The following is a 20,377-nucleotide window of genomic DNA, read 5'->3' as shown; positions in this document are numbered from 1 at the left end:
AAAAATTTACAAATTTTATGCCAAACTTTCTTATATGAGTAAACATTTAACAAAAAGAGCAGAAGATTATTCTAAATGGTATAACGAATTGATTGTTAAAGCAGATTTAGCTGAGACGTCGGCAGTTAGAGGATGTATGGTAATTAAACCATATGGTTTTGCAATTTGGGAAAAAATGCAAGCAGAGTTAGATAGGATGTTTAAAGAGACAGGACATCAAAATGCCTATTTTCCACTTTTTGTACCTAAAAGTTTATTCGAAGCTGAAGAGAAAAATGCAGAAGGTTTTGCAAAAGAATGTGCTGTAGTTACGCATTATCGATTACAGAGTGACCCAGATAGAGAAGGTAAATTAAGAGTTGACCCAGAAGCGAAGTTGGAGGAAGAGTTGGTAGTACGACCTACTTCAGAGGCTGTTATATGGAACACCTATAAAGGTTGGATACAATCTCATAGAGATTTACCTTTATTAATTAATCAATGGGCAAATGTTGTTCGCTGGGAAATGCGTACTCGTTTGTTTCTTCGTACGGCAGAGTTTCTTTGGCAAGAAGGTCATACGGCGCATGCTACAAAAGAGGAAGCACTGTTTGAGACAAAACAGATGCAAGATATCTATGCCGTGTTTGCAGAGGAATATATGGCAATGCCAGTTGTAAAAGGAGAAAAAACCGAAAGTGAACGTTTTGCGGGAGCAGATGCGACGTATACGATTGAAGCTTTAATGCAGGACGGAAAGGCTTTGCAAGCAGGAACGTCACATTTTTTAGGTCAAAATTTTGCAAAAGCGTTTGATGTTAAATATACATCTAGAGAAGGAAAACAAGAATATGTTTGGGCGTCTTCTTGGGGGGTATCTACCCGTTTAATAGGAGGATTGATAATGACACATTCAGATGATTCAGGTCTGGTACTACCACCAAAATTAGCTCCAATTCAAGTAGTAATAGTGCCGATTTACAAGGGAGAGGATCAGTTAAATATCATCTTTGATAAAATGTCTGAACTTATATCAAGTCTTAGGGCTAAGGGGATTACTGTTAAGTTTGATGACAGAGATACAATGAGGCCTGGAGCAAAGTTTGCAGAATACGAGCTTAAAGGGGTGCCTGTACGTGTTGCTGTAGGAAATCGTGATATTGAAAATGGTACAGTTGAGGTAGCTCGAAGAGACACCTTTGAAAAAGAAATAATTGAGCAAAATGAGTTAGTAAATCATATTACGAACCTTTTAAATGATATTCAAGAAAACTTATTTAAAAAGGCATTAGATTACAGAACAAATCACACCACAAAGGTGGAAACTTTTGAAGAGTTTAAAGAAGTGATAGAGAAGAAAGGCGGGTTCGTTTCAGCGCATTGGGACGGAACTAATGAAACTGAAGAAAAAATAAAAGAGTTAACTAAAGCTACCATTCGATGCATTCCTAATGATTATGCTAAAGAGCAAGGTATGTGTGTGTTAACAGGAAAGCCATCAGTACGAAGAGTTTTATTTGCAAAAGCCTATTGAAAATTTTAAAAAAAGATTTGGTGTAATTTAAAATAGTTTATATATTTGCACCCGCAATCACAGATATGTATTGTGATGGTCCGTTCGTCTAGGGGTTAGGACGCCAGGTTTTCATCCTGGTAACACGGGTTCGATTCCCGTACGGACTACAAATAATTTTATATTCGTTAGCAGTATGAAATTATATTAATATAATACACTAAAACAATGGTCCGTTCGTCTAGGGGTTAGGACGCCAGGTTTTCATCCTGGTAACACGGGTTCGATTCCCGTACGGACTACAAAGTTTTTATAAACATTTAACGCTTTATTAAAATGGCAAATCATAAGTCAGCATTAAAAAGAATAAGAAGTAACGAAGCAAAACGCTTAAGAAATAAATATCAGCACAAAACAACACGTAATGCTGTGAAAAAATTAAGAGCTTCAACAGATAAAAAAGAAGCTGAAGGTATGTTTTCTTCAGTAATTTCAATGCTTGACAAGCTGGCAAAAAATAATATTATACATAAAAATAAAGCTGCTAACTTAAAGTCTAAATTGGCTAAACATGTAGCTGCTTTATAAAGTTTTAAGGTTAGTTAATAGTTAAAAGGGCACCCTTGATTGGGCGCCCTTTTCTTTTATCAAAAAAATAATATTTAAAAACATACCATACCCTATGGATTACTAATGGATATTGTATTCCCGTAGCTTTTATGTTAGTGTTTAAATGGTTTTTCGAAGCATTTGATTTGTATTTCTATGTATAAAATAAGTGCATAAAGATAGAATAGATTGATAATCTATAGATATTGGGATTGACTGCCAACCATCAAAAACTTTAAAATCTGAATTTTCTACTTCTTTAAATTAACATGAAACTTTTAGAATAATATTTAATTAAATTTACTTTTTAAGAACCATCTTTTTTGTTAAAGTAGTAAAAATAGATTGTTATAGATCTTTAAGAAAGAAATAATTAGGGATTTAAATAGTTAGAATAAGTTGTTAGGACATTAAAGAAGTTTAAAAAAGGGGCGGAGAAACGTTTATAGATCATATGCTTTATAAGCATCTAATCGTATGAAAATAAATAGAAGGAGGGTAAAACCCCATAGAGAAGAACCACCATAACTAAAAAAAGGGAGCGGTATTCCGATTGTAGGTAAAATACCTATTACCATACCAATATTTACTATAACATGAAAAAAGAATATAGAAACGACGCCATAACCGTAAATCCTTCCGAATTTATTTGTTTGCTTTTCTGCTAGATATATAATTCTGAATAGAAAAAGTGAAAATATAATTATTACAGCAGAACTTCCCAAGAACCCCCATTCTTCACAAACTGTGCTGAATATATAGTCTGTATCTTGTTCAGGTACAAAATTACCCTGTGTTCTATCCCCTTTTAGAAATCCTTTTCCACTAAAGCCACCAGAGCTTATGGTTAGTTCTGCCTGGTAGGTGTTATAACCAATACCTGTATTATCTTTAATTTTGCCTAGTAAAATATCAAAACGGTCTTTTTGATGTTGTTCTATTACGTTGTCATATATATATCCTATTCCAATAATGAAGATACTTGTAACTGCATAAGTACCGATCACCTTAAAAATATTAAACCGAATAAATCTTTTGTTCTTATAAATAGCGTATAGTATATAAGTTGAAATAAGGGTCAATGAAATTGTTAATACTGTTGCGACTCCAAAGGAAATAGTTAATAAAAACAGCAAAATTGAGAATGTTCCTAAAATAATATATGTTAGTGTTAAACCCTCTCTATTTAATACAAAAAAGAAAGAGAAATAAATAAGAACGGACCCCATATCCGGTTGTAATGCTATAAAAAAAGCTGGCAAAAAAATGATAACAAATGCTTTTACTTGATTTTTTAAGAGACCTAAGTTGTATTGCCTATCACTCATTAACTTTGCTAGTGCGAGTGCTGTAAAAGCTTTCATGAACTCGGAAGGTTGGAGGCCTACCCCTCCAAAGCTATACCAGGAAGTTGCACCATTAATTTTCTTTCCAAAAACCAGAACTCCAATCAGAAATAAAATAGAAATAACATATAATATGCTTGAAAAAGTTTCATAGAATTTGGAGTTGAAGAATAGTACGAATATTATAATAGGTATGCTAAGAGCTATCCAGATTAATTGTTTTCCATATCTTGTTGAAAAGTTAAAAATTTGGTTATCAATTTCATTGGAGGAGGCCGCATAAATATTAACCCATCCAAAAATGATAAGAATAATATAAAGAATTACGGTAACCCAGTCGATTCCGACAAATATGTTATTTCTCTCTTGGCGCAATACTATCTATTTTAGGAATTAATTTATCATATTCTGATTTTAAACTTAAATCAATCATTTTCTCTTCAATATATCTTCTTTCGACATGACCTTTTAAATACTTTTCAATGATAAGACTGGTTATTGGTGCTGCAATTGTTGATCCATATCCACCATTTTCAATATAGACAGCGAGGGCTATTTTGGGATTATTTTTTGGAGCGAAAGCCACTAAAATAGAATGATCTTTAAGTTGTATACGTTCACCATTTATTCTAGTGAAGTTTTCAACTGTCCCTGTTTTTCCGCAAATTTCTATATCCTTTACTTTACTCCCTCTTGCAGTTCCTCTTGTAAAAACTTCATGCATAGCTTCGATAGCAATTTCAAAGTGCTTTGGAGCTATAGTTGTTTTTATTTTTTCAGTATAAGTCTTATCTTTTATAAGTTTATTATTAATTTTTTTGACAATGTGTGGGCGATAATAATGCCCTTTGTTAGCAATTGCAACAGTCATATTAGCTAGTTGCATTGGGGTGGTTTCAACTTCTCCTTGACCAATTGCATTAGAAATGGTGTGAGTGGCACCCCATCTAAAATTGTACCAACTATTGTAATAAGTAGAGTCAGGAATTCTACCTTTTTGTCCTGTTGGTAAGTCGTAGCCTAAATAATTACCAAGACCAAAACTTTTTGCATGTTTACTCCAAATCTCAAGTCCTGTTTTTGAATCTTTAGCATTATCTATTATTCTTCTGTATGTTGTAGCAAAATAACTATTGCAAGACTTAGCGATGGCGGTTTTTAAATGTATAGGATTTCCAATTATTCCACAATGGCACCTCATAAACTCTTTTTTTTGTCGGCCGTATCTATAACCACCAAAACAACGTACCGAAAAATTATTATTTATAACTCCTTCCTGAAGACCAATCAATCCATTAATAATTTTAAAAGGTGATCCAGGAGCATACATTGCTTGCAGTCCTCTATCGAATGTTGGCTTATTGATCGAATCGTAAAATAATTTTGTAGAGTTTTTAGAACGTTTCCTCCCAACTAATAGATTAGGATCATATGAAGGTGCGGTAATTAGAGCTAAAATTTCACCTGTTTTAGGCTCAATAGCTACAATACCACCTCTTTTTCCTTTCATTAATTTTTCACCATATTGCTGTAAATCACTGTCGATTGTTAATGTTAAGTCTTTACCAGGTATAGAAAGGGTGTCTAGTTTTCCTTCATTATAAGGTCCAGTTATTTCATTTAGGTTATTTCTTTTGAAATATCTTTTACCTTTTATTCCCCTAAGATCTTTTTCGTATTGTTTTTCTATACCTAGTTTTCCAATTAGCTCACCTTGTTCATAGTAAGTACTTAACTTTGCTTTTTGCTCGTTAACCTCACCAATAAAGCCCAGTACATTTGCAGCAGAGTTTATCGGATAATTTCGTATAATCCGCTTTTGAACGTAAAAGCCTTTATATTTGGATAATTTTTCTTGTAAAAAAGCGAAATGGTCTTTCGATAATTGTTTTAAAAAAACAGAAGGGAGCCACCTAGCGTATTGTTCAGCTTTTTTAAAACGGTTTAAAAAATTTTCTTTTGTTATTTTTAAAAGAGAGCAAAATTCTAAGGTGTCAAGTGGTTTTACTTCCTTCGGAATAACCATAACATCATATGATAATTGGTTTGCAACTAATAATTTCCCTTTACGATCATACACATATCCCCTTTCAGGATAATCATATTCAACTTTAACTGTTGAGGTAAAAGCAGGGTTTTGTTTTTCGCTCTTAAGAATTTGTAACTGAAAAAGTCTTCCAATATAAATAAGCGAAACTAGGAAAATAAGAAAAATTAATAAAAAGCTTCTTCTCATGATAACTTTTTTCTAAAAATAAAACTTCCTAAAAAGTACAGTATTAGGGTAAATAACGTTGATAGTAGGGTGTTAATTATAATATTTGAAAAATTACTAAAGCTGAAGTTGGTAAAGCTAAATAATATAAAATGATGTATAATTGTTAAAATTGTAACATAGTTAAACACTTTACCAAATGTTTCCAGTTTTAAGTCAAATAATAAATAATCAGATTCTGTTTTTTTAAAAATAGTTTTCACTAAAAATAATCTAATATAAGCTATAAATAAGGTCGCGAAGGCATGAATTCCTCCAGAATTGGAAAATAAGTCAATTAGCAAGCCAAGTATGAAACTAAGAGAAAGAAAAAGGAAACGTTTTTGATTAAGAGGGAAAATAAATATATAAGAAATGTATAGGTAAGGATTGATATACCCGAATAGTAAAACATTATTAAGCACAATTACTTGTAAAAGCACAAAAAACAAGAATAATAAAATTAAATGTATCGTTCTATTCATTTTTTTTGTTTAGCTCATTAATCTCACTTTTGTGAAAATTTATAACGATGTTAATATTACCAATATTTGTCATATCGTTAAAAAGTTTAACATCTATTGTATTGATAGCAGAAGCTTTTTCAGGAATACTGGCTATAGTTCCAATATTTAGTCCTTCAGGAAATATAGAAGACTTGCCTCCAGTGATTACTGTGTCTCCAACTTTTAAAACTGCTTGTCTAGGAATATCCGATAATTGAACAATGTTTACATTATTTCCATTCCATTCTAACGTTCCGAAATGATGACTATTCTTGAGTCTTGCGTTTATTTTACTATTCTTATTTAAAATTGACTGCACTCTAGAATATCTACTGGTAACATCTTCCGTGATTCCGATAATTCCTTTACTATTTATCACAGCCATTTCATTAGAAATATTATCATTTTTACCCTTGTCAATAGTCATAAAATTATAAGAAAAATTATAGTTATTACTAATTATTTTTCCAGCTTTATATATATACTTTTGATTGTACTTTAGGCTATCAACGACGACAGTAATTTTGTTACTATCAATTATTTTAGAAAGTTGTTCAATTTTATTTTTAAGTATAATATTTTCTTTTGCAAGTAATGTATTTTCAGTGTTTAAATGGAAGTACTTGTTTATGTTGTTTACTTTATTCAGTATTCCACCAGAAATGAGATTAGCAGAACTTATCACTTTACTTTTGTGAAAAGAATAATTGTTAATTATCAGTACAACAGCTGTAATTTCTAAAAAAAGAAAATACAAAAAATACTTATACTTCTGTAAGAAATAAACAAGCTGCTGCATGAATTAACATTATTTATTTGATCAATACTGATTTGTATTTTTCTAGATTTTTAAGAGCAATACCAGTCCCACGAACTACAGCTCTAAGTGGATCTTCTGCTACATAAACAGGTAAGTCAGTCTTGCGAGATAAGCGTTTATCTAAGCCTCTTAGCATAGAGCCTCCTCCTGCTAAGTATATACCAGTATTATATATGTCAGCAGCTAATTCTGGAGGAGTTTTAGATAAAGTTTCCATTACAGAGTCTTCAATTCTTAATATTGATTTATCAAGCGCTTTGGCAATTTCTCTATATGAAACTTGAACTTGTTTAGGTTTGCCACTGAGTAAGTCTCTACCTTGAACCATCATATCATCTGGAGGTGTATCAAGATCTTCTGTGGCTGAACCAATTTGAATTTTTATTTTTTCCGCAGTAGTTTCGCCAACGTATAAATTGTGCTGTGTTCGCATATAATACATTATATCGTTCGTGAATAAATCTCCAGCAACTTTCACAGACTGATCGCATACAATACCCGCAAGAGCAATTACAGCAATTTCAGTTGTTCCACCACCTATATCAATAATCATGTTACCTTTCGGTTCCATAATATCTATTCCAACACCTATCGCTGCTGCCATAGGTTCATATATAAGATATATTTCTTTGGCATTCATATGGCGTCCAGAGTCGATAACAGCACGTTTCTCAACTTCTGTAATACCAGAAGGAATACAAATAACCATTCTTAAAGAAGGAGGAAAAAGCTTCTTTTTAATGGCAGGAATTTTTTTTACAAATTCCTTAATCATTTCTTCAGAGGCCTGAAAATCAGCGATTACTCCATCTTTAAGTGGGCGTATTGTTTTTATGTTTTCATGTGTTTTTCCTTGCATTCTATTGGCCTCATGACCCGTAGCAATAATTTTACCAGAAAGTCTATTTCTTGCAACAATAGAAGGGCTGTCAATAACTACTTTTCCATTATGGATTATTAGCGTGTTTGCAGTTCCTAAATCAACAGCAATATCTTCGGTCATAAAGTCGAAAAACCCCATAAAATGTTTGTCTTTTATCTAAATAATTGATGCGTACACACAAATCTATAAAAAATATAGATAGCTTTTACATCAAAAATAATTAATGTTTAAAATGTCTTGTTCCTGTGAAAATCATTGCTAATTGATTTTTATCACAGTAGTCAATACTCAGTTGATCTTTAATAGATCCTCCCGGTTGAATTACATTTTTCACGCCTGCCTTATGTGCAATTTCAACACAATCAGGAAAAGGGAAAAACGCATCACTAGCCATTGCTGAGTCGGATAAATCAAAATCAAAACTTTTAGCTTTTTCAATAGCTTGTTTTAACGCATCTACTCTGCTTGTTTGGCCGGTTCCACTTGCTAGTAGTTGTTTGTTTTTGACCAAAACAATCGTATTTGATTTTGTATGCTTACAAATTTTTGAAGCAAATAATAAATCATCTAACTCTTTTCCAGACGGTTTATTGTTTGTTGCATAAATTATATCTTCTAATAGATCTGTCTTATTGTCTTTATCTTGAACAAGAAATCCATTCAAGGCTGTTCTTACAGTCTGTTGAGATAGCTTTGTTGTTTTTTGAATTAAAATTATTCTGTTTTTTTTCCCTTTCAAAATTTCTAAAGCGTCATCATCGTATGATGGGGCTATTACTACCTCGCAAAATAATTTATGTATCTTTTGTGCCGTAGCTAGATCAATAGTATCGTTAGCTATTAAAATTCCACCAAAAGCAGACACAGGATCTCCTGCTAGTGCATCAAGGTAAGCATCATGAATCGTTGACCGTTGTGCGAGGCCACAGGCATTGTTATGTTTTAATATGGCAAAAGTAGGAGGCTCCTTGGTAAATTCATTCATCAAATTTACAGCAGCATCAATGTCTAGTAGGTTGTTGTAACTGAGTTCTTTACCGTTTAGCTTGTCAAACATATTCTCTAGATCTCCAAAGAAATAGCCTTTCTGATGAGGATTTTCCCCATAGCGTAAGATTTTAGATCTAGTTTCACTAGCTTTATAAACAATTTCTTCTTCATTGAAGTAATTAAAAATGGCCGTATCATAGTGAGAGGAAATATTAAAAGCTTTTGACGCAAACCTTTTTCGTTCAGCAATTGTTGTTTTCCCCCCTGATTGACTTATTATTGACAGAAAATCGTTGTATTGCTCCATTGAAGAAACAATGACAGTGTCTTTATAATTTTTGGCGGCTGCTCTAATAAGTGAAATTCCTCCAATATCAATTTTTTCAATAATTTCTTGCTCGGAAGCATTTGAGGCAACTGTTTTTTCGAAAGGGTATAAGTCAACAATAACTAAATCAAGCTGAGGGATGTCAAAGTCTTTCATCTCTGCGATATCACTTTCGTGATCTTGCCTATTTAAAATACCTCCGAAAACTTTAGGGTGTAATGTCTTTACTCTTCCACCTAATATAGAAGGATAAGCTGTTACATCTTCTACAGGTAAAACATTAATACCTAAATTTTTTATGAATTTTTCGGTACCTCCAGTAGAATAAATAGTAACGTCTAACGCATTGAGATTTTTGACAATTGGCTCTAATCCGTCTTTATTAAATACAGAAATTAGTGCTGATTTTATGGTTTTTGTATTGTCCATTTTTGTTGTGTTGTTAAGAGACCAAAAATACTAAAACCTAGAGGGTTTTACAATAAAGTGTTTAGTTTTTTGAATAAAAAAATACTGCCAAAATTCTGCTAATTTGACAGTGTTTTTTAAAATTAACTATAAATCGAAATTTTAATTCTCACTCTGCGTTTTCAAGAAAATTTCTAAACCATGAAGTGAATTTCTCTATTAAAGTTTGTTGATTTTTCTTTTGAGCGTTTCTGTCGCCCAAAGCAGCGTAAGTGGGGAATTCATTACTACTCATAATATAAGGGAATTAAATGTTAATAAAGTTGTTAATAAATATCTTTCAAATTAAATAAAAAAACTTTAATTATCAAATATTTTAGTTAGTTTTTAAATGAAAAAACTAACTTTTTTGCAAATAAATTCTAGAAGTTCCTCGTCTTTCGAAGAAAAAGGGTTTATTGAATGAGAATCAATGTCAATTTGACCTATATTTTGTCCGTCGATAAATATTGGTACAACAATTTCTGATTTAACTTTCCAACCACATGAAATATAATTATCCTGTTCACTTACGTCTTGAACCACAAAATTTTTATTGCTAAGAGCAACTTGACCACAAATGCCTTTACCAAAAGGAATTATTGTATGTTCAGTGGGCTCTCCAAAAAATTGAGCAAGTTTTAATTCCTTCTTATCCCCATTTTTGAAATAGAAGCCAACCCAATCGTAATAAGAAATTTCAGATGCTAAATAATCACATATTTGTTGAAGTTTTTCTTCCTTGGGTTTTTGAGAGCTACAAATTCTTTCAATTTGCTTCTTTATCTCTATTATATTATCCATAAATTTTATTTCAAATAAATATTAAACAAAGTAGCAAAAGTACTTTGAAGATATCTATTGCAAAAATATTTTTCGTAATTTTACCAATGTGATAAAAGTATTCTCAAAAATAACATCAATTTTATTAGCGATTCTGCTAGTTTTGTCAACAACTTCTTTTACAATTGAAAAATATTTTTGTGGAGGGAAATTAGTTGGTGTTTCTTTTTTTGGAGAGAAACATTCATGTAAAAAGGAGTCATCTTGTAAGTCATTTAGTATTGCTGTTTCCGAAAAAAAATCATGTTGTAAAAACGAACGTATTTTTTTGTCTGGAGAAAAAAATATCTTCGAAAGTACCATTGAGTTGAAACAGAATATAGAAAAGTATACGATATTATTTTTTAAACCAAATACCATATCGGACGCTGAATTTGTTTTTAAAGTCTATGATCTCAAAAAATACTATTCACTTCAAATAGTATATAACATTCGTTTATTGTATCAGGTATTTATTTTATGATTTGTGTTTTGATTTATAGTTGATTAAAAAACAAACACAATAACTTACAATATGAAAAATATAGTCGGTATTACGATACTGCTTATAAATTCGATTTGCTATTCGCAAGTTACGTTTAAAGGAAAAGTTTTATATACAAATGAAAAAGGAAATGAAGAGGCGGTTTCAGGGGTATCAGTATTTTGGATGAACACTCAAATAGGAACGATAACCAATGATGATGGTATGTTTACAATACCAAATAATCAAGCTGATAATTATCTGATTATTAGTCATGTTGGTTTTAAAACAGATACATTATTAATTCAAAATAAATCTTATTTAAGATACGTTTTGAAAGAAAAAGAAATACTTGAGGAAGTTGAAATTATAGTTTCTAAAGAACCAACTCAACGGTCTTTTTTAGATGCGCAAAATATAATGAATATAGGGAGTGCTGAATTATTGAAAGCAGCCTGTTGTAATTTATCAGAGAGTTTTGAAACAAATCCATCAATTGATGTAAATTTTTCAGATGCCTTAACAGGGACTAAACAAATTCAAATGTTAGGTTTAAAAAGCCCATACCTTTTAATTACTCAGGAAAATATACCTTCGGTACGAGGAGCTTCTCAAGTATTTGGCTTAACTTTTATTCCAGGATCATGGGTTGAGAGCATACAGATAACGAAAGGAGCTGGGAGTATTACTAACGGTTATGAAAGTATTTCTGGGCAGATTAACGCGGAGTTGGTAAAACCTTTTAGCGACAGTAAATTTTTTACAAATTTTTATGGAGAGCTTGGTGGTAGATTAGAATTAAATACTCATTTCAATCAAAAGCTTTCAGATAAATGGTACACAGGTTTTTATTTGCATGGTAGCAATCGAAGTCTAAAATTTGATAGAAACAACGACGGCTTTTTAGATAATCCTTTAACAAATCAAGTTAATATAATGAATCGGTGGCAATATATTGATTCTGAAAAAGGATGGATTGGTTTTGTTAATTTGAGGTATTTGAATGATACTAAGCAAACAGGTCAAATTTATTATGATTTTAAAAAACAATATAAAAATCCCCAGTTTTGGGGAAGTGAGATAAATACATCAAAAGCTGCTATATCCACTAAGTTAGGTTATGTTTTTCCAGACTTACCTTTTCAGAAGTTTAGCTTTCAAATGTCTTACAATGACCATCAGCAAAAATCTTATTTTGGATTAAAAGACTACGATATTTATCATAAAAGTTTTTATGTAAATGGCCTATTTAGTTCAATAATTGGAGATACTCGACATCAATTTAAAGTCGGAGCAAGTTTTTTGCAAGATGACTATTTTGAATTAGTTATAGACAAGAATTTTAAGAGAAAAGAACATGATCTTGGCATTTTTTTTGAATATACGTATGATGATAATGAGTTTTTTAGCTTAACAGCTGGTATTCGATTAGATTTTCATAATTTATTAGGTGTCTTTTTAACTCCAAGAATACATGCCCGTTATGCTGCATGGAATAAAGGGGTTTTTAAGGCCTCAATAGGTAGAGGAGTAAGAAGTGCCAATATTTTCGCTGAAAATTTACAGTTATTTGCCTCTTCACGGAGTGTTAATATTCAAAGTAACAAAGGGAGAATTTATGGGTTAAACCCAGAGATTGCCTGGAATTCAGGGGTGTCTTTTTCTCAAAGATTCAGGTTGTTTGACCGGAAAGGATCAATTAGTATCGATTATTATAGAACAGTTTTTCAAAATAAAGTGGTAGTTGACTGGGAAAATCTAAATGCTATTTCGTTTTATGATTTAAAAGGTGATAGTAAAGCCGAAAGCTTTCAGACCGAAATTACTCAAAACGTATTACCGTATTTTAATATTCGCTTGGCATACAGACTTAATAATGTAAAAACTGATTATGAAAGCGGTAGATTTGAAAAACCTCTTTTAGCGAGAAATAGATTTTTTGTAAATACATCCTATGAGACAATTTCGAAGAACAATGGAGAAAAATGGAAGTTTGATTTTACATATAATTGGTTAGGAAATCAAAGAATACCGGGGGGAGATGAGGGTCTTAAAAGTAGAGGGCTAGCTAGTTACTCAAAACCTTATAGTACAATAAATGCTCAATTAACAAAGGTTTTTTCTAAGACTTTTGAATTATATTTAGGAGCTGAAAATATAACAAATGTTAGGCAAGATAGTCCCATTCGGGGTAGTGAGAATCCATTTGGAGCTTATTTTGATACTACTATTGTTTACGCACCAATTTTTGGTAGCAATTATTACACAGGTTTAAGAATTAAATTAGATTAAAAATGAGAAAAAAAGTTTTATTTGTTTTTTTAATGTTAGGAATAACATCTTCTATGTTATCTCAAAACAAGAAGAAAAATGCGAAAGTTATAATTAATGTTGATGGAGTGTGTATGATGTGTAAGAAAAGAATTGAGAAGGCAGCCTTATCAATGAAAGGAGTGAAATATGCTAATTGGAATGTTGAAACACATGATTTAAGTTTGATTTTTGACGAAAGAAAAACGGAATTAAATTTGATTAAGCAAAAGGTAGCAAAGGTAGGTCATGATACAAAAGAAGTTAAGGCCTCTCAGATAGATTATGATAATTTACATCCTTGCTGTAAGTACAGAGATGAAGATGTAAAAAATGATCATAAAAAAAAGGCTTAAAAAAACCGTGCTTAGCACGGTTTTTTTTATAACATATGTAAATTATTTAGTTCTTGATTTGTGAGTTCTCTCCAGCGACCGCGTGGTAAATTCTTTTTTGTTAGTCCAGCAAATATTACACGATCTAGTTTTGTTACATTATATCCGAAGTGTTCAAAAATTTTACGAACAATTCTATTTCTTCCTGAATGAATTTCAATTCCAACTTCGTTCTTTTTTTCACCTTCTACATAGGAAACGGCATCAATGAAAACTCTTTTCCCTTCTATAGTAACATCACCTCTTAATTTTTCTAAGTCGGACAATGTTAGCTTTCTGTCTAAAGTAGCATGATAGAGTTTTCTCACATTATGTTTTGGGTGGGTCAATTTTTTTGCTAATTCTCCGTCATTTGTAAATAAAAGTAAACCAGTAGTATTTCGGTCTAACCTTCCTACGGGATAAATACGTTCAGATGTTGCATTTCCAACCAGTTCCATTACTGTTTTTCTACCACGATCATCTTCCATTGTTGTGATGTAGTTTTTTGGTTTATTTAGTAAAACATATCGTTTCTTTTCCATTGATATGAGTGTACCATCAAAACGGACTTCATCATCTGGTTGGACTTTATAGCCCATTTCTGTAACCAGTTTACCATTAATTGTAACGCTTCCATGCTCAATGAAAGTGTCAGCCTCTCTTCTTGAGCAAATTCCTGAATTGGCAATGTATTTATTTAGCCTGATGCCTTCTTTTGTCTCTTTTTGAGAAGCGTTTTTTTGAGGTTTGTTCTTTTTGAAGTTCTTTGTAAATTGAGATTTATTACGAGGATTGCTGATTTTACCAGCTTGTCGTCCTCTCGACGAGTCTTTTGAATTCATAATTAAAAAATGTGTGCAAATTTACAATTAAATATTTTAAAACTAATCTAAAACTCGAATCACTTTATCTAATATTAATGTTTTGTCAATAAAGATTAGGCTAAAAACACCTGCTAATAATAATAGCTTTAGTATGTTGTGAAGCAGTCTGTATTGATTTTTTGTGGTTACCTTATTTATATAAATCCCAATAAATAATAAAATACTAGCAGCAAAATAAAAGTAATATTTCATATGATTTATTCCTGGGTAATTAAATAATATTATTATCGGTAGTAGAGTGAGTATGAGTAGTATTATAACAAGTTGTTTTGCTTTATTTTCTCCGTATTTTACTGAGAATGTGTTGTAATTATTTATTATAGCTCCCTTTATATTTTCTAAATCTTTTATAATTTCTCTTACCATTATAACTAAAAACAAAAAACAAGCATGTACAAAAATAACTTTTGAAAAATTTTTAAAATGCACCAGTATAACGAAAAAGGGAAGTATAGTAAGTGTAGTTGCTGAGACAAGCCCAATGACAGGATATCTTTTTAATTTATGAGAGTATAACCAAATACTAAAAATATAAAAAGTAAAGAAAATAGCTGCTCTCCAAGATACTAGCCATCCAGATAAAGAACCAAAAAAGTTTAAAATAAAATATAAAGATAATTTAGTTTCTTGTTTAACAATTGAGTCCAAGCCAGATTTTATAGGGCGGTTAATTCTGTCGGCTTTTACATCGTAAAAGTTATTTATAATGTATCCTGCAGCAATTACACATGTGGTTGCGAGTACTAACAGAAATAAATGAGAGTCAAAAAGAACGTTTTTTAGAGCTTTGTTCTCTGAAAAAATAAAAATAGCAGCTAAATATTGCGCTGCTATTAATATTAATATGTTGTGTCCTCTAACTACTGATAATAGGCTAAATACTTTATAAAAGAGTATAGTTACTTTTGATGTATTACCCATAGTGACAAAGGTTAGTTAGAAACGATATACCAATTCTAGTTTATAGTCTTTTAAGCTAATTTTTGCTTTTTCATAATCTTCAGTAAAGCCCAAAATATAACCACCGCCACCAGATCCACAGAGTTTTAAATAGTAATCATTTGTTCTTATCCCTTTTTCCCAAACCTTGTGAAAAGCCGAAGGTATCATTGGCTTAAAGTTTTTAAAAACCACTTTTGATAGTTTTTTCACATTACCGAATAGCGATTTTATATTGCCTTGTAAGAAATCTTCGATACACGCATCAGTATGGATAGAAAATTCATCACTTAACATTTTTCTAAAGCCTTTATTTTTCATTTTATTCATGAAAATATTGACCATAGGTTCTGTTTCTCCAATTTGTTCGGAATCTAGTAAGAAAACAGCGGCTCTTCCGTCTTTTTGAGAGGGTATACCAGTTGCTTCGATATTCTCTTTAGAATTTATAAGAATAGGAAGACTTAAGTAAGAGTTCAGAGGGTCTAGTCCAGAGCTCTTACCGTGGAAATATGATTCCATTATGGAAAAGGTTTCCTTAAGAGTCAATAGCTTATTTCTTGTTAAATTTTCAAGAACTGTAATCTTTTTGGAAGCATATTTGTCATAAATTGAGGCAACAAGAGCGCCAGAACTACCAACTCCATATCCCTGAGGAATTGAGGAATCAAAATACATTCCATTATTAATATCACATTTGAAACTTTCAAGGTCTAATTGGATAAGCTCACTACCATGCTCTTTTAGATATTGATGAAATCCTAAAAGGTTTTCATTAGACTTTTTTGCTTCACCATTCAGTGTATTCACTGTTTTTAAAGCTCCTTTATATGAATTAAATGGAATAGCCAGTCCTTTAGACTCTTTGATTATACCATATTCCCCAAAGAGCAAAATTTTTGCATAGAATAAAGGTCCTTTCATAGGTGTTGTAAATGTTTCAGTAATACAAAAATACAAGTAATACCTCTAGATTCCAATTTATTGTTTTGTATTTTTATGAAAAGTTTTCCAAATTCCGGACTTTTCATTGTCTTTGTATTTACCTTTTTCTTTTATTTTTCCATTTTTGTAAAAGGTTTTCCAAATTCCAGAGCGCTTCCCTTCGACATATCTTCCCTGTTCCTTGAGTTCTCCAGTTTCGTAATAAACTTTTCGAATTCCATGCAATTGTCCATTTTTATAATTTGCTTTATGAAAAGGCGTCCCATTTTCATGATAATAAAGTACCAAGCCTTCAAACTCTTCTTTGCCTGGAGTTAATATACTACTGTATCCTTCCATTTGAACTTGTCCATTCATGTAATAATCTACTATCCAGTAGCCTTGGTCAATTTTTTTAGGATAGGGTCGATAGTATTTTCCTTGAGATTCTGTAGTGGGTTGCCAATTCGAATTGAACCAAATAGTTTCTTGACCAAAACCATTTAGTGAGAATATTATTAGTGTAATGACAGAAAGAAGAGAAGTAGTGTTTTTCATGATTAGGGTAGTGGTTATGAATTAATTTTTTTAGATCCGGATCCTGTATAATCACAAATATAATGATTTTTTTGGCAAAACTTTAACAGTTCTGATTTTATGAAAAAATCTACTTCTTTTTTCTCTGAGAGAGGGTATAATAGATGAACATTAGCACCAGCGTCAAGAGTAAAGCAAATATTACTATCATTTTCTCGTCTGTAATTCCATATCTTATTAATTATTTCAAGGGTTTTAGGTTTCATAAGAACAAAGTAAGGATTACTTGTTAGCATCATTGCATGTAAACTTAAGGCTTCACTTTCTACGAGACTTATGAATTCTTTCAGATTACCGTTTTGGAGAATATCTGAGATTTTTTTTAAATTATCGTTGGCTTGTTTAAATCTTTGCTCAGCAAATGGATGGTTATGCATTAAATTATGCCCCAGAGTACTGGAAACATCTTTTTCCCCTTTATCTACTATCAAAATACAATCCTGATAGTTGTCAAAGACGGGGTGAGTTTTATAGGGGAACTTAATGGCATAATTATCAGAGCTTCCAGCTATGTCAAGGTGTTTCCCCCAAACAACTAATGGACCTTCGATACTTCTACTGGCACTACCTGAACCCAATCTAGCCAGGAAAGAAGCTTTTTGCTTTAGGTAGCTATCTTTCATATTTGGATTCAAATCCTTTTCAAGATTCATAATACACATAGCAATAGCAGACATCCCACTTGCTGAGGAAGCGATCCCACTACTATGCGGGAAAGAGTTTTCTGAATATATTACCATTCGATAGTCATAAATATAAGGGCAGTATTTTTTAATTCTATCAAAAAAATCGGCAATTTTTGGTTTAAACTCTTCTTTAATTTTTCCTTCAAAAAAGATTTCAAATTCAATACTATTGTTATTTTGTTTTTTATTGAAGTCTATTCTAGTTCTTGTATTGCAGTTGTTTAAAGTAAAACTTATAGAAGCATTTTTGGGTAGTTGCGGATGTGTTTTTCCCCAGTATTTTACAAGTGCAATATTACTTGGAGTTTGCCATTTATGACTAGTTTTTTTAATATCATTGCAGGCTCCTTGAAAAATAAATTCTAACATTCTTAAACTTATAGTTTTTACAAAAGTACATGTTATTTTCTAATAAAGACAATGCTTACGATTCTGAAAAATATTGAAAAGAGAACGTTGTCTTTATTCTTTTACTCAATCAGGTTTTTTAGTTACTATTAAAAGAGAATGTTATTGACTTTCGTAGAATTATTTAATTTGTTGCTATAGTCTTAAAATAGCATTTAATTCTTTTTAAAAGAATTTTGGTAATTTTTAGGTTAATATCTTTAGTTGTTTTATTAGTTAGTTTTACTAGTGCTAACGCCTAGTTTGTTAGGGTTTTTGAGTATTTATAAATAGGGTTTTCAGGTGTGCTTAAGTGCCTTTTTTTAACATAATGAATACTGTTTTTTTTATATTTTTGCGTCAGTTCTAAGAGACGTCTTAGAATTTTTCTTTTTCATAGCAATTTTCCCGCTCTAATTTTGGAGCGGGTTTTTTTGTATCGTAAAATAAATAAAATTTGATTTTATGATTTTAAAAAGATTGAACTTAGTTTAATATTTTTCATTTGTATCGGTTTGTTTCTAAGCTTTAATGTTAAAAAAAAGTTAGTAGATACTTAACTTACGTTTTTTTCGTTATTAGAGTAATAATAATTTTATAAATAGTTAAAAACTCAAATAAATTGTCCCCCACAGCAAAATTTTAAAAAAACGAGTCTTGTTCTCATTTTGAATTTATTTAATAATTAATACCTATTTCTCTTGGAATAGGTATTTTTGTGAAAAAAATATAAGGTTGATGCATAAAATTAAATTAGTTTGGGACTTCAGAGGAGAGGATAGTTTTGAAATAGCAAAACATCATTGTTTGCATTTAAAAGAGTTTGTGGACCAAAACGACCTACCTTTTTTTGATATCAATCTCGAAGAAATTAACAAGTTTCATGTACTGGCTTTTATAATTGTCGACGAGGCAAATATGAAGATATTCAGAGATGCGTTGAAACCTCATAGGGGTTTGAAAGTAGTCTAAAATAACTGTTTGAAGCTATTTTGTCAAACTTTTTTATTAGCAATATTTGATTGAAAAAAGAATTAGTTGTTTTTTTAAATTGTAGATAAATTTGGTTACAAAATAGAATTTTCAGCAATGCTTTTAGCACAGATATATCCGCTTGTCCAAGCGTTTTGAAAATTGAATCCACCTGTAACAGCATCTATATTTAAGGCTTCGCCAACGATAAATAGATTTTTATGTATTTTACTTTCGAATCGCTTAAAGTCAATTTCTTTTAGGTCAATTCCACCAGCGGTGACGAATTCGTCTTTAAAAGTAGTTCGACCATTTGCGTTAAATAGTCCTTGCGTTAATTGAATCGACAAGCTGTTTAGCTGCTTGTTACTTAAATCAGCCCAATTTGCGTTAGTTGAAATCTTGGTTGCATTTAGTAGACGTTCCCATAATCTTTTAGGAAGATTTGAAAAAGGAGATCTTAAATAAATATGTTTTTTGGAAAGCTTTTTTTTAAAATTATTTAACATTTCAAGAACTTCATCACTATCCATACCAAGCCAATTGACGATAACATTGTATTGATAGTTTTTTTCTGATAATATCCTTGCTCCATGAGCAGAAAGCTTTAAAACAGCAGGACCACTTAATCCCCAATGGGTAATTAGTAAAGGACCTGAATTTTCTAGCTTTGTTTTAGCAATTTTTACAATAGCATTGGGAACCGATACTCCTCCTAAGTCAAAAATCCGAGGGTCTTTAATATTGAAGGTGAATAATGAAGGGACGGGTGTGATGATTTTATGATTTAGCTTTTTTGCTAAATCCCATATTTTCTTGCCACTACCTGAGGCAATAACTAGAAAATCACATTGGTGATTTTTATTTTTAGTGATAACCTTCCATGAGTGATTTTGATGTTCAATATCAATTACGTTTTGATTCGTAGTAACTTTTATATTTAGTTTATTAGTTAATTCTGTAAAACAACTAATAATTGCCTGAGAAGTGTTTGCTTCTGGAAATACTCGGTTATCATTTTCAACCTTTAAAGGTACGCCACGATTATCAAACCATTCAAAAGTATCGCCAGTCATAAATTGATGGAAAGGTCCCAATAATTCCTTTTTTCCTCTTGGATAGTTTTTAATTAGTTCTTTAGGTTCAAAGCAAGCATGTGTAACGTTACAACGTCCACCACCTGATATTTTAACTTTTTGCAAAACATCTTTTCCTTTTTCAAGAATTGTAACGTCTAATTCTGGATTTAATTCTTTGACATTTATTGCTGTAAAGAAACCAGCAGCACCTCCTCCAATAATAATTACTTTTTTCACAGCT

Annotated in this window: 20 protein-coding genes and 2 tRNA genes; 8 read left to right on the top strand and 14 right to left on the bottom strand. The window is 31.3% G+C overall.

Annotated features, from left to right (window positions below; genetic code table 11):
• Positions 1–34 precede the first annotated feature (34 nt).
• The 4 genes from proS (at position 35) to rpsT (ending at position 2,080) form a co-directional block, all read left to right on the top strand.
• Positions 35–1,513 carry a proline--tRNA ligase gene (gene proS, locus ACSIGE_RS07300; protein ID WP_440882099.1) on the top strand — a complete coding sequence of 493 codons (1,479 nt, stop codon included), beginning with the start codon at positions 35–37 and terminating at the stop codon, positions 1,511–1,513.
• Between the two features lie 77 nt (positions 1,514–1,590).
• Positions 1,591–1,662 (top strand) — tRNA-Glu (locus ACSIGE_RS07295).
• 60 nt (positions 1,663–1,722) lie between these two features.
• Positions 1,723–1,794: transfer RNA gene (locus tag ACSIGE_RS07290), tRNA-Glu, on the top strand.
• A 34-nt stretch (positions 1,795–1,828) separates the two neighbouring features.
• Positions 1,829–2,080 carry a 30S ribosomal protein S20 gene (rpsT, locus tag ACSIGE_RS07285; protein WP_440882098.1) on the top strand — a complete coding sequence of 84 codons (252 nt, stop codon included), beginning with the start codon at positions 1,829–1,831 and terminating at the stop codon, positions 2,078–2,080.
• 464 nt (positions 2,081–2,544) lie between these two features.
• Here rpsT and rodA read toward each other — a convergent pair whose 3' ends face one another.
• From rodA to ACSIGE_RS07245, 8 genes are all read right to left on the bottom strand, one after another.
• Positions 2,545–3,822: a rod shape-determining protein RodA gene (rodA, locus tag ACSIGE_RS07280; protein WP_440882097.1), complete on the bottom strand. Its 1,278-nt coding sequence runs from the start codon at positions 3,820–3,822 to the stop codon at positions 2,545–2,547.
• Entirely contained in the window at positions 3,803–5,683 is a 1,881-nt protein-coding gene (mrdA, locus tag ACSIGE_RS07275) for a penicillin-binding protein 2 (RefSeq protein WP_440882096.1), read from the bottom strand. The genes rodA and mrdA overlap by 20 nt, the downstream gene beginning before the upstream one ends.
• Complete coding sequence (mreD, locus tag ACSIGE_RS07270; protein WP_440882095.1) at positions 5,680–6,186, bottom strand: rod shape-determining protein MreD; 507 nt, start codon at positions 6,184–6,186, stop codon at positions 5,680–5,682. Before mreD ends, mrdA begins: the two co-directional genes overlap by 4 nt.
• On the bottom strand, positions 6,179–7,006 hold the full coding sequence (gene mreC / locus ACSIGE_RS07265) for a rod shape-determining protein MreC (protein WP_440882094.1): 828 nt from the start codon (positions 7,004–7,006) through the stop codon (positions 6,179–6,181). Before mreC ends, mreD begins: the two co-directional genes overlap by 8 nt.
• Positions 7,007–7,019: 13 nt before the next feature.
• Positions 7,020–8,048, bottom strand: a complete 1,029-nt coding sequence (locus ACSIGE_RS07260) for a rod shape-determining protein (RefSeq protein WP_440882093.1) — start codon at positions 8,046–8,048, stop codon at positions 7,020–7,022.
• Positions 8,049–8,130: 82 nt separating this feature from the next.
• The gene (gene purH / locus ACSIGE_RS07255; RefSeq protein WP_440882092.1) at positions 8,131–9,657 is read right to left on the bottom strand and encodes a bifunctional phosphoribosylaminoimidazolecarboxamide formyltransferase/IMP cyclohydrolase; all 1,527 of its coding nucleotides are present in this window, start codon (positions 9,655–9,657) and stop codon (positions 8,131–8,133) included.
• A gap of 148 nt (positions 9,658–9,805) precedes the next feature.
• On the bottom strand, positions 9,806–9,931 hold the full coding sequence (locus tag ACSIGE_RS07250; protein ID WP_440882091.1) for a hypothetical protein: 126 nt from the start codon (positions 9,929–9,931) through the stop codon (positions 9,806–9,808).
• Between the two features lie 92 nt (positions 9,932–10,023).
• Complete coding sequence (locus ACSIGE_RS07245; protein WP_440882090.1) at positions 10,024–10,479, bottom strand: GAF domain-containing protein; 456 nt, start codon at positions 10,477–10,479, stop codon at positions 10,024–10,026.
• An 88-nt stretch (positions 10,480–10,567) separates the two neighbouring features.
• Between ACSIGE_RS07245 and ACSIGE_RS07240 the strand changes: the two genes are divergently transcribed.
• From ACSIGE_RS07240 to ACSIGE_RS07230, 3 genes are read left to right on the top strand one after another with little or no spacing between them, the layout of a single operon-like run.
• Positions 10,568–10,981: an HYC_CC_PP family protein gene (locus ACSIGE_RS07240; RefSeq protein ID WP_440882089.1), complete on the top strand. Its 414-nt coding sequence runs from the start codon at positions 10,568–10,570 to the stop codon at positions 10,979–10,981.
• Between the two features lie 51 nt (positions 10,982–11,032).
• A complete protein-coding gene (locus ACSIGE_RS07235) occupies positions 11,033–13,273 on the top strand; it encodes a TonB-dependent receptor (RefSeq protein ID WP_440882088.1) in 2,241 nt (746 codons plus the stop codon).
• 2 nt (positions 13,274–13,275) lie between these two features.
• Entirely contained in the window at positions 13,276–13,647 is a 372-nt protein-coding gene (locus ACSIGE_RS07230) for a heavy-metal-associated domain-containing protein (RefSeq protein ID WP_440882087.1), read from the top strand.
• 26 nt (positions 13,648–13,673) lie between these two features.
• On the opposite strand, the gene ACSIGE_RS07225 is transcribed toward ACSIGE_RS07230, so the two are convergent.
• From ACSIGE_RS07225 to ACSIGE_RS07205, 5 genes are read right to left on the bottom strand one after another with little or no spacing between them, the layout of a single operon-like run.
• Entirely contained in the window at positions 13,674–14,510 is an 837-nt protein-coding gene (locus tag ACSIGE_RS07225; protein ID WP_440882086.1) for a pseudouridine synthase, read from the bottom strand.
• 42 nt (positions 14,511–14,552) lie between these two features.
• Positions 14,553–15,473 carry a geranylgeranylglycerol-phosphate geranylgeranyltransferase gene (locus tag ACSIGE_RS07220; protein ID WP_440882085.1) on the bottom strand — a complete coding sequence of 307 codons (921 nt, stop codon included), beginning with the start codon at positions 15,471–15,473 and terminating at the stop codon, positions 14,553–14,555.
• Positions 15,474–15,488: 15 nt separating this feature from the next.
• The gene (locus tag ACSIGE_RS07215) at positions 15,489–16,415 is read right to left on the bottom strand and encodes a mevalonate kinase family protein (RefSeq protein WP_440882084.1); all 927 of its coding nucleotides are present in this window, start codon (positions 16,413–16,415) and stop codon (positions 15,489–15,491) included.
• 57 nt (positions 16,416–16,472) lie between these two features.
• The gene (locus ACSIGE_RS07210) at positions 16,473–16,973 is read right to left on the bottom strand and encodes a toxin-antitoxin system YwqK family antitoxin (protein ID WP_440882083.1); all 501 of its coding nucleotides are present in this window, start codon (positions 16,971–16,973) and stop codon (positions 16,473–16,475) included.
• Between the two features lie 14 nt (positions 16,974–16,987).
• Positions 16,988–18,067 (bottom strand): diphosphomevalonate/mevalonate 3,5-bisphosphate decarboxylase family protein, encoded by a 1,080-nt coding sequence (locus ACSIGE_RS07205; RefSeq protein WP_440882082.1) that lies wholly within the window; start codon positions 18,065–18,067, stop codon positions 16,988–16,990.
• Between the two features lie 756 nt (positions 18,068–18,823).
• Here ACSIGE_RS07205 and ACSIGE_RS07200 point away from each other — a divergent pair.
• The gene (locus ACSIGE_RS07200) at positions 18,824–19,057 is read left to right on the top strand and encodes a hypothetical protein (protein ID WP_440882081.1); all 234 of its coding nucleotides are present in this window, start codon (positions 18,824–18,826) and stop codon (positions 19,055–19,057) included.
• A gap of 95 nt (positions 19,058–19,152) precedes the next feature.
• Here ACSIGE_RS07200 and ACSIGE_RS07195 read toward each other — a convergent pair whose 3' ends face one another.
• The gene (locus tag ACSIGE_RS07195) at positions 19,153–20,373 is read right to left on the bottom strand and encodes an NAD(P)/FAD-dependent oxidoreductase (protein WP_440882080.1); all 1,221 of its coding nucleotides are present in this window, start codon (positions 20,371–20,373) and stop codon (positions 19,153–19,155) included.
• Between the last annotated feature and the right edge of the window lie 4 nt (positions 20,374–20,377).

The sequence above is a fragment of the Tenacibaculum profundi genome, assembly GCF_052050075.1.
Classification (GTDB): Bacteria; Bacteroidota; Bacteroidia; order Flavobacteriales; family Flavobacteriaceae; genus Polaribacter.
The sequence above is the reverse complement of the archived record's forward strand: the minus strand, read 5'-3'. Positions and strand labels throughout refer to the sequence as shown.

What these genes read in the sequence shown, in the direction of transcription:
- proS (WP_440882099.1), top strand. Translation starts at nt 35, where the DNA reads ATGAGTAAACATTTAACAAAAAGAGCAGAAGATTATTCTAAATGGTAT.
- rpsT (WP_440882098.1), top strand. Translation starts at nt 1,829, where the DNA reads ATGGCAAATCATAAGTCAGCATTAAAAAGAATAAGAAGTAACGAAGCA.
- mrdA (WP_440882096.1), bottom strand. Translation starts at nt 5,683, where the DNA reads ATGAGAAGAAGCTTTTTATTAATTTTTCTTATTTTCCTAGTTTCGCTT.
- mreD (WP_440882095.1), bottom strand. Translation starts at nt 6,186, where the DNA reads ATGAATAGAACGATACATTTAATTTTATTATTCTTGTTTTTTGTGCTT.
- mreC (WP_440882094.1), bottom strand. Translation starts at nt 7,006, where the DNA reads ATGCAGCAGCTTGTTTATTTCTTACAGAAGTATAAGTATTTTTTGTAT.
- ACSIGE_RS07260 (WP_440882093.1), bottom strand. Translation starts at nt 8,048, where the DNA reads ATGGGGTTTTTCGACTTTATGACCGAAGATATTGCTGTTGATTTAGGA.
- purH (WP_440882092.1), bottom strand. Translation starts at nt 9,657, where the DNA reads ATGGACAATACAAAAACCATAAAATCAGCACTAATTTCTGTATTTAAT.
- ACSIGE_RS07250 (WP_440882091.1), bottom strand. Translation starts at nt 9,931, where the DNA reads ATGAGTAGTAATGAATTCCCCACTTACGCTGCTTTGGGCGACAGAAAC.
- ACSIGE_RS07245 (WP_440882090.1), bottom strand. Translation starts at nt 10,479, where the DNA reads ATGGATAATATAATAGAGATAAAGAAGCAAATTGAAAGAATTTGTAGC.
- ACSIGE_RS07235 (WP_440882088.1), top strand. Translation starts at nt 11,033, where the DNA reads ATGAAAAATATAGTCGGTATTACGATACTGCTTATAAATTCGATTTGC.
- ACSIGE_RS07230 (WP_440882087.1), top strand. Translation starts at nt 13,276, where the DNA reads ATGAGAAAAAAAGTTTTATTTGTTTTTTTAATGTTAGGAATAACATCT.
- ACSIGE_RS07225 (WP_440882086.1), bottom strand. Translation starts at nt 14,510, where the DNA reads ATGAATTCAAAAGACTCGTCGAGAGGACGACAAGCTGGTAAAATCAGC.
- ACSIGE_RS07220 (WP_440882085.1), bottom strand. Translation starts at nt 15,473, where the DNA reads ATGGGTAATACATCAAAAGTAACTATACTCTTTTATAAAGTATTTAGC.
- ACSIGE_RS07215 (WP_440882084.1), bottom strand. Translation starts at nt 16,415, where the DNA reads ATGAAAGGACCTTTATTCTATGCAAAAATTTTGCTCTTTGGGGAATAT.
- ACSIGE_RS07210 (WP_440882083.1), bottom strand. Translation starts at nt 16,973, where the DNA reads ATGAAAAACACTACTTCTCTTCTTTCTGTCATTACACTAATAATATTC.
- ACSIGE_RS07205 (WP_440882082.1), bottom strand. Translation starts at nt 18,067, where the DNA reads ATGTTAGAATTTATTTTTCAAGGAGCCTGCAATGATATTAAAAAAACT.
- ACSIGE_RS07200 (WP_440882081.1), top strand. Translation starts at nt 18,824, where the DNA reads ATGCATAAAATTAAATTAGTTTGGGACTTCAGAGGAGAGGATAGTTTT.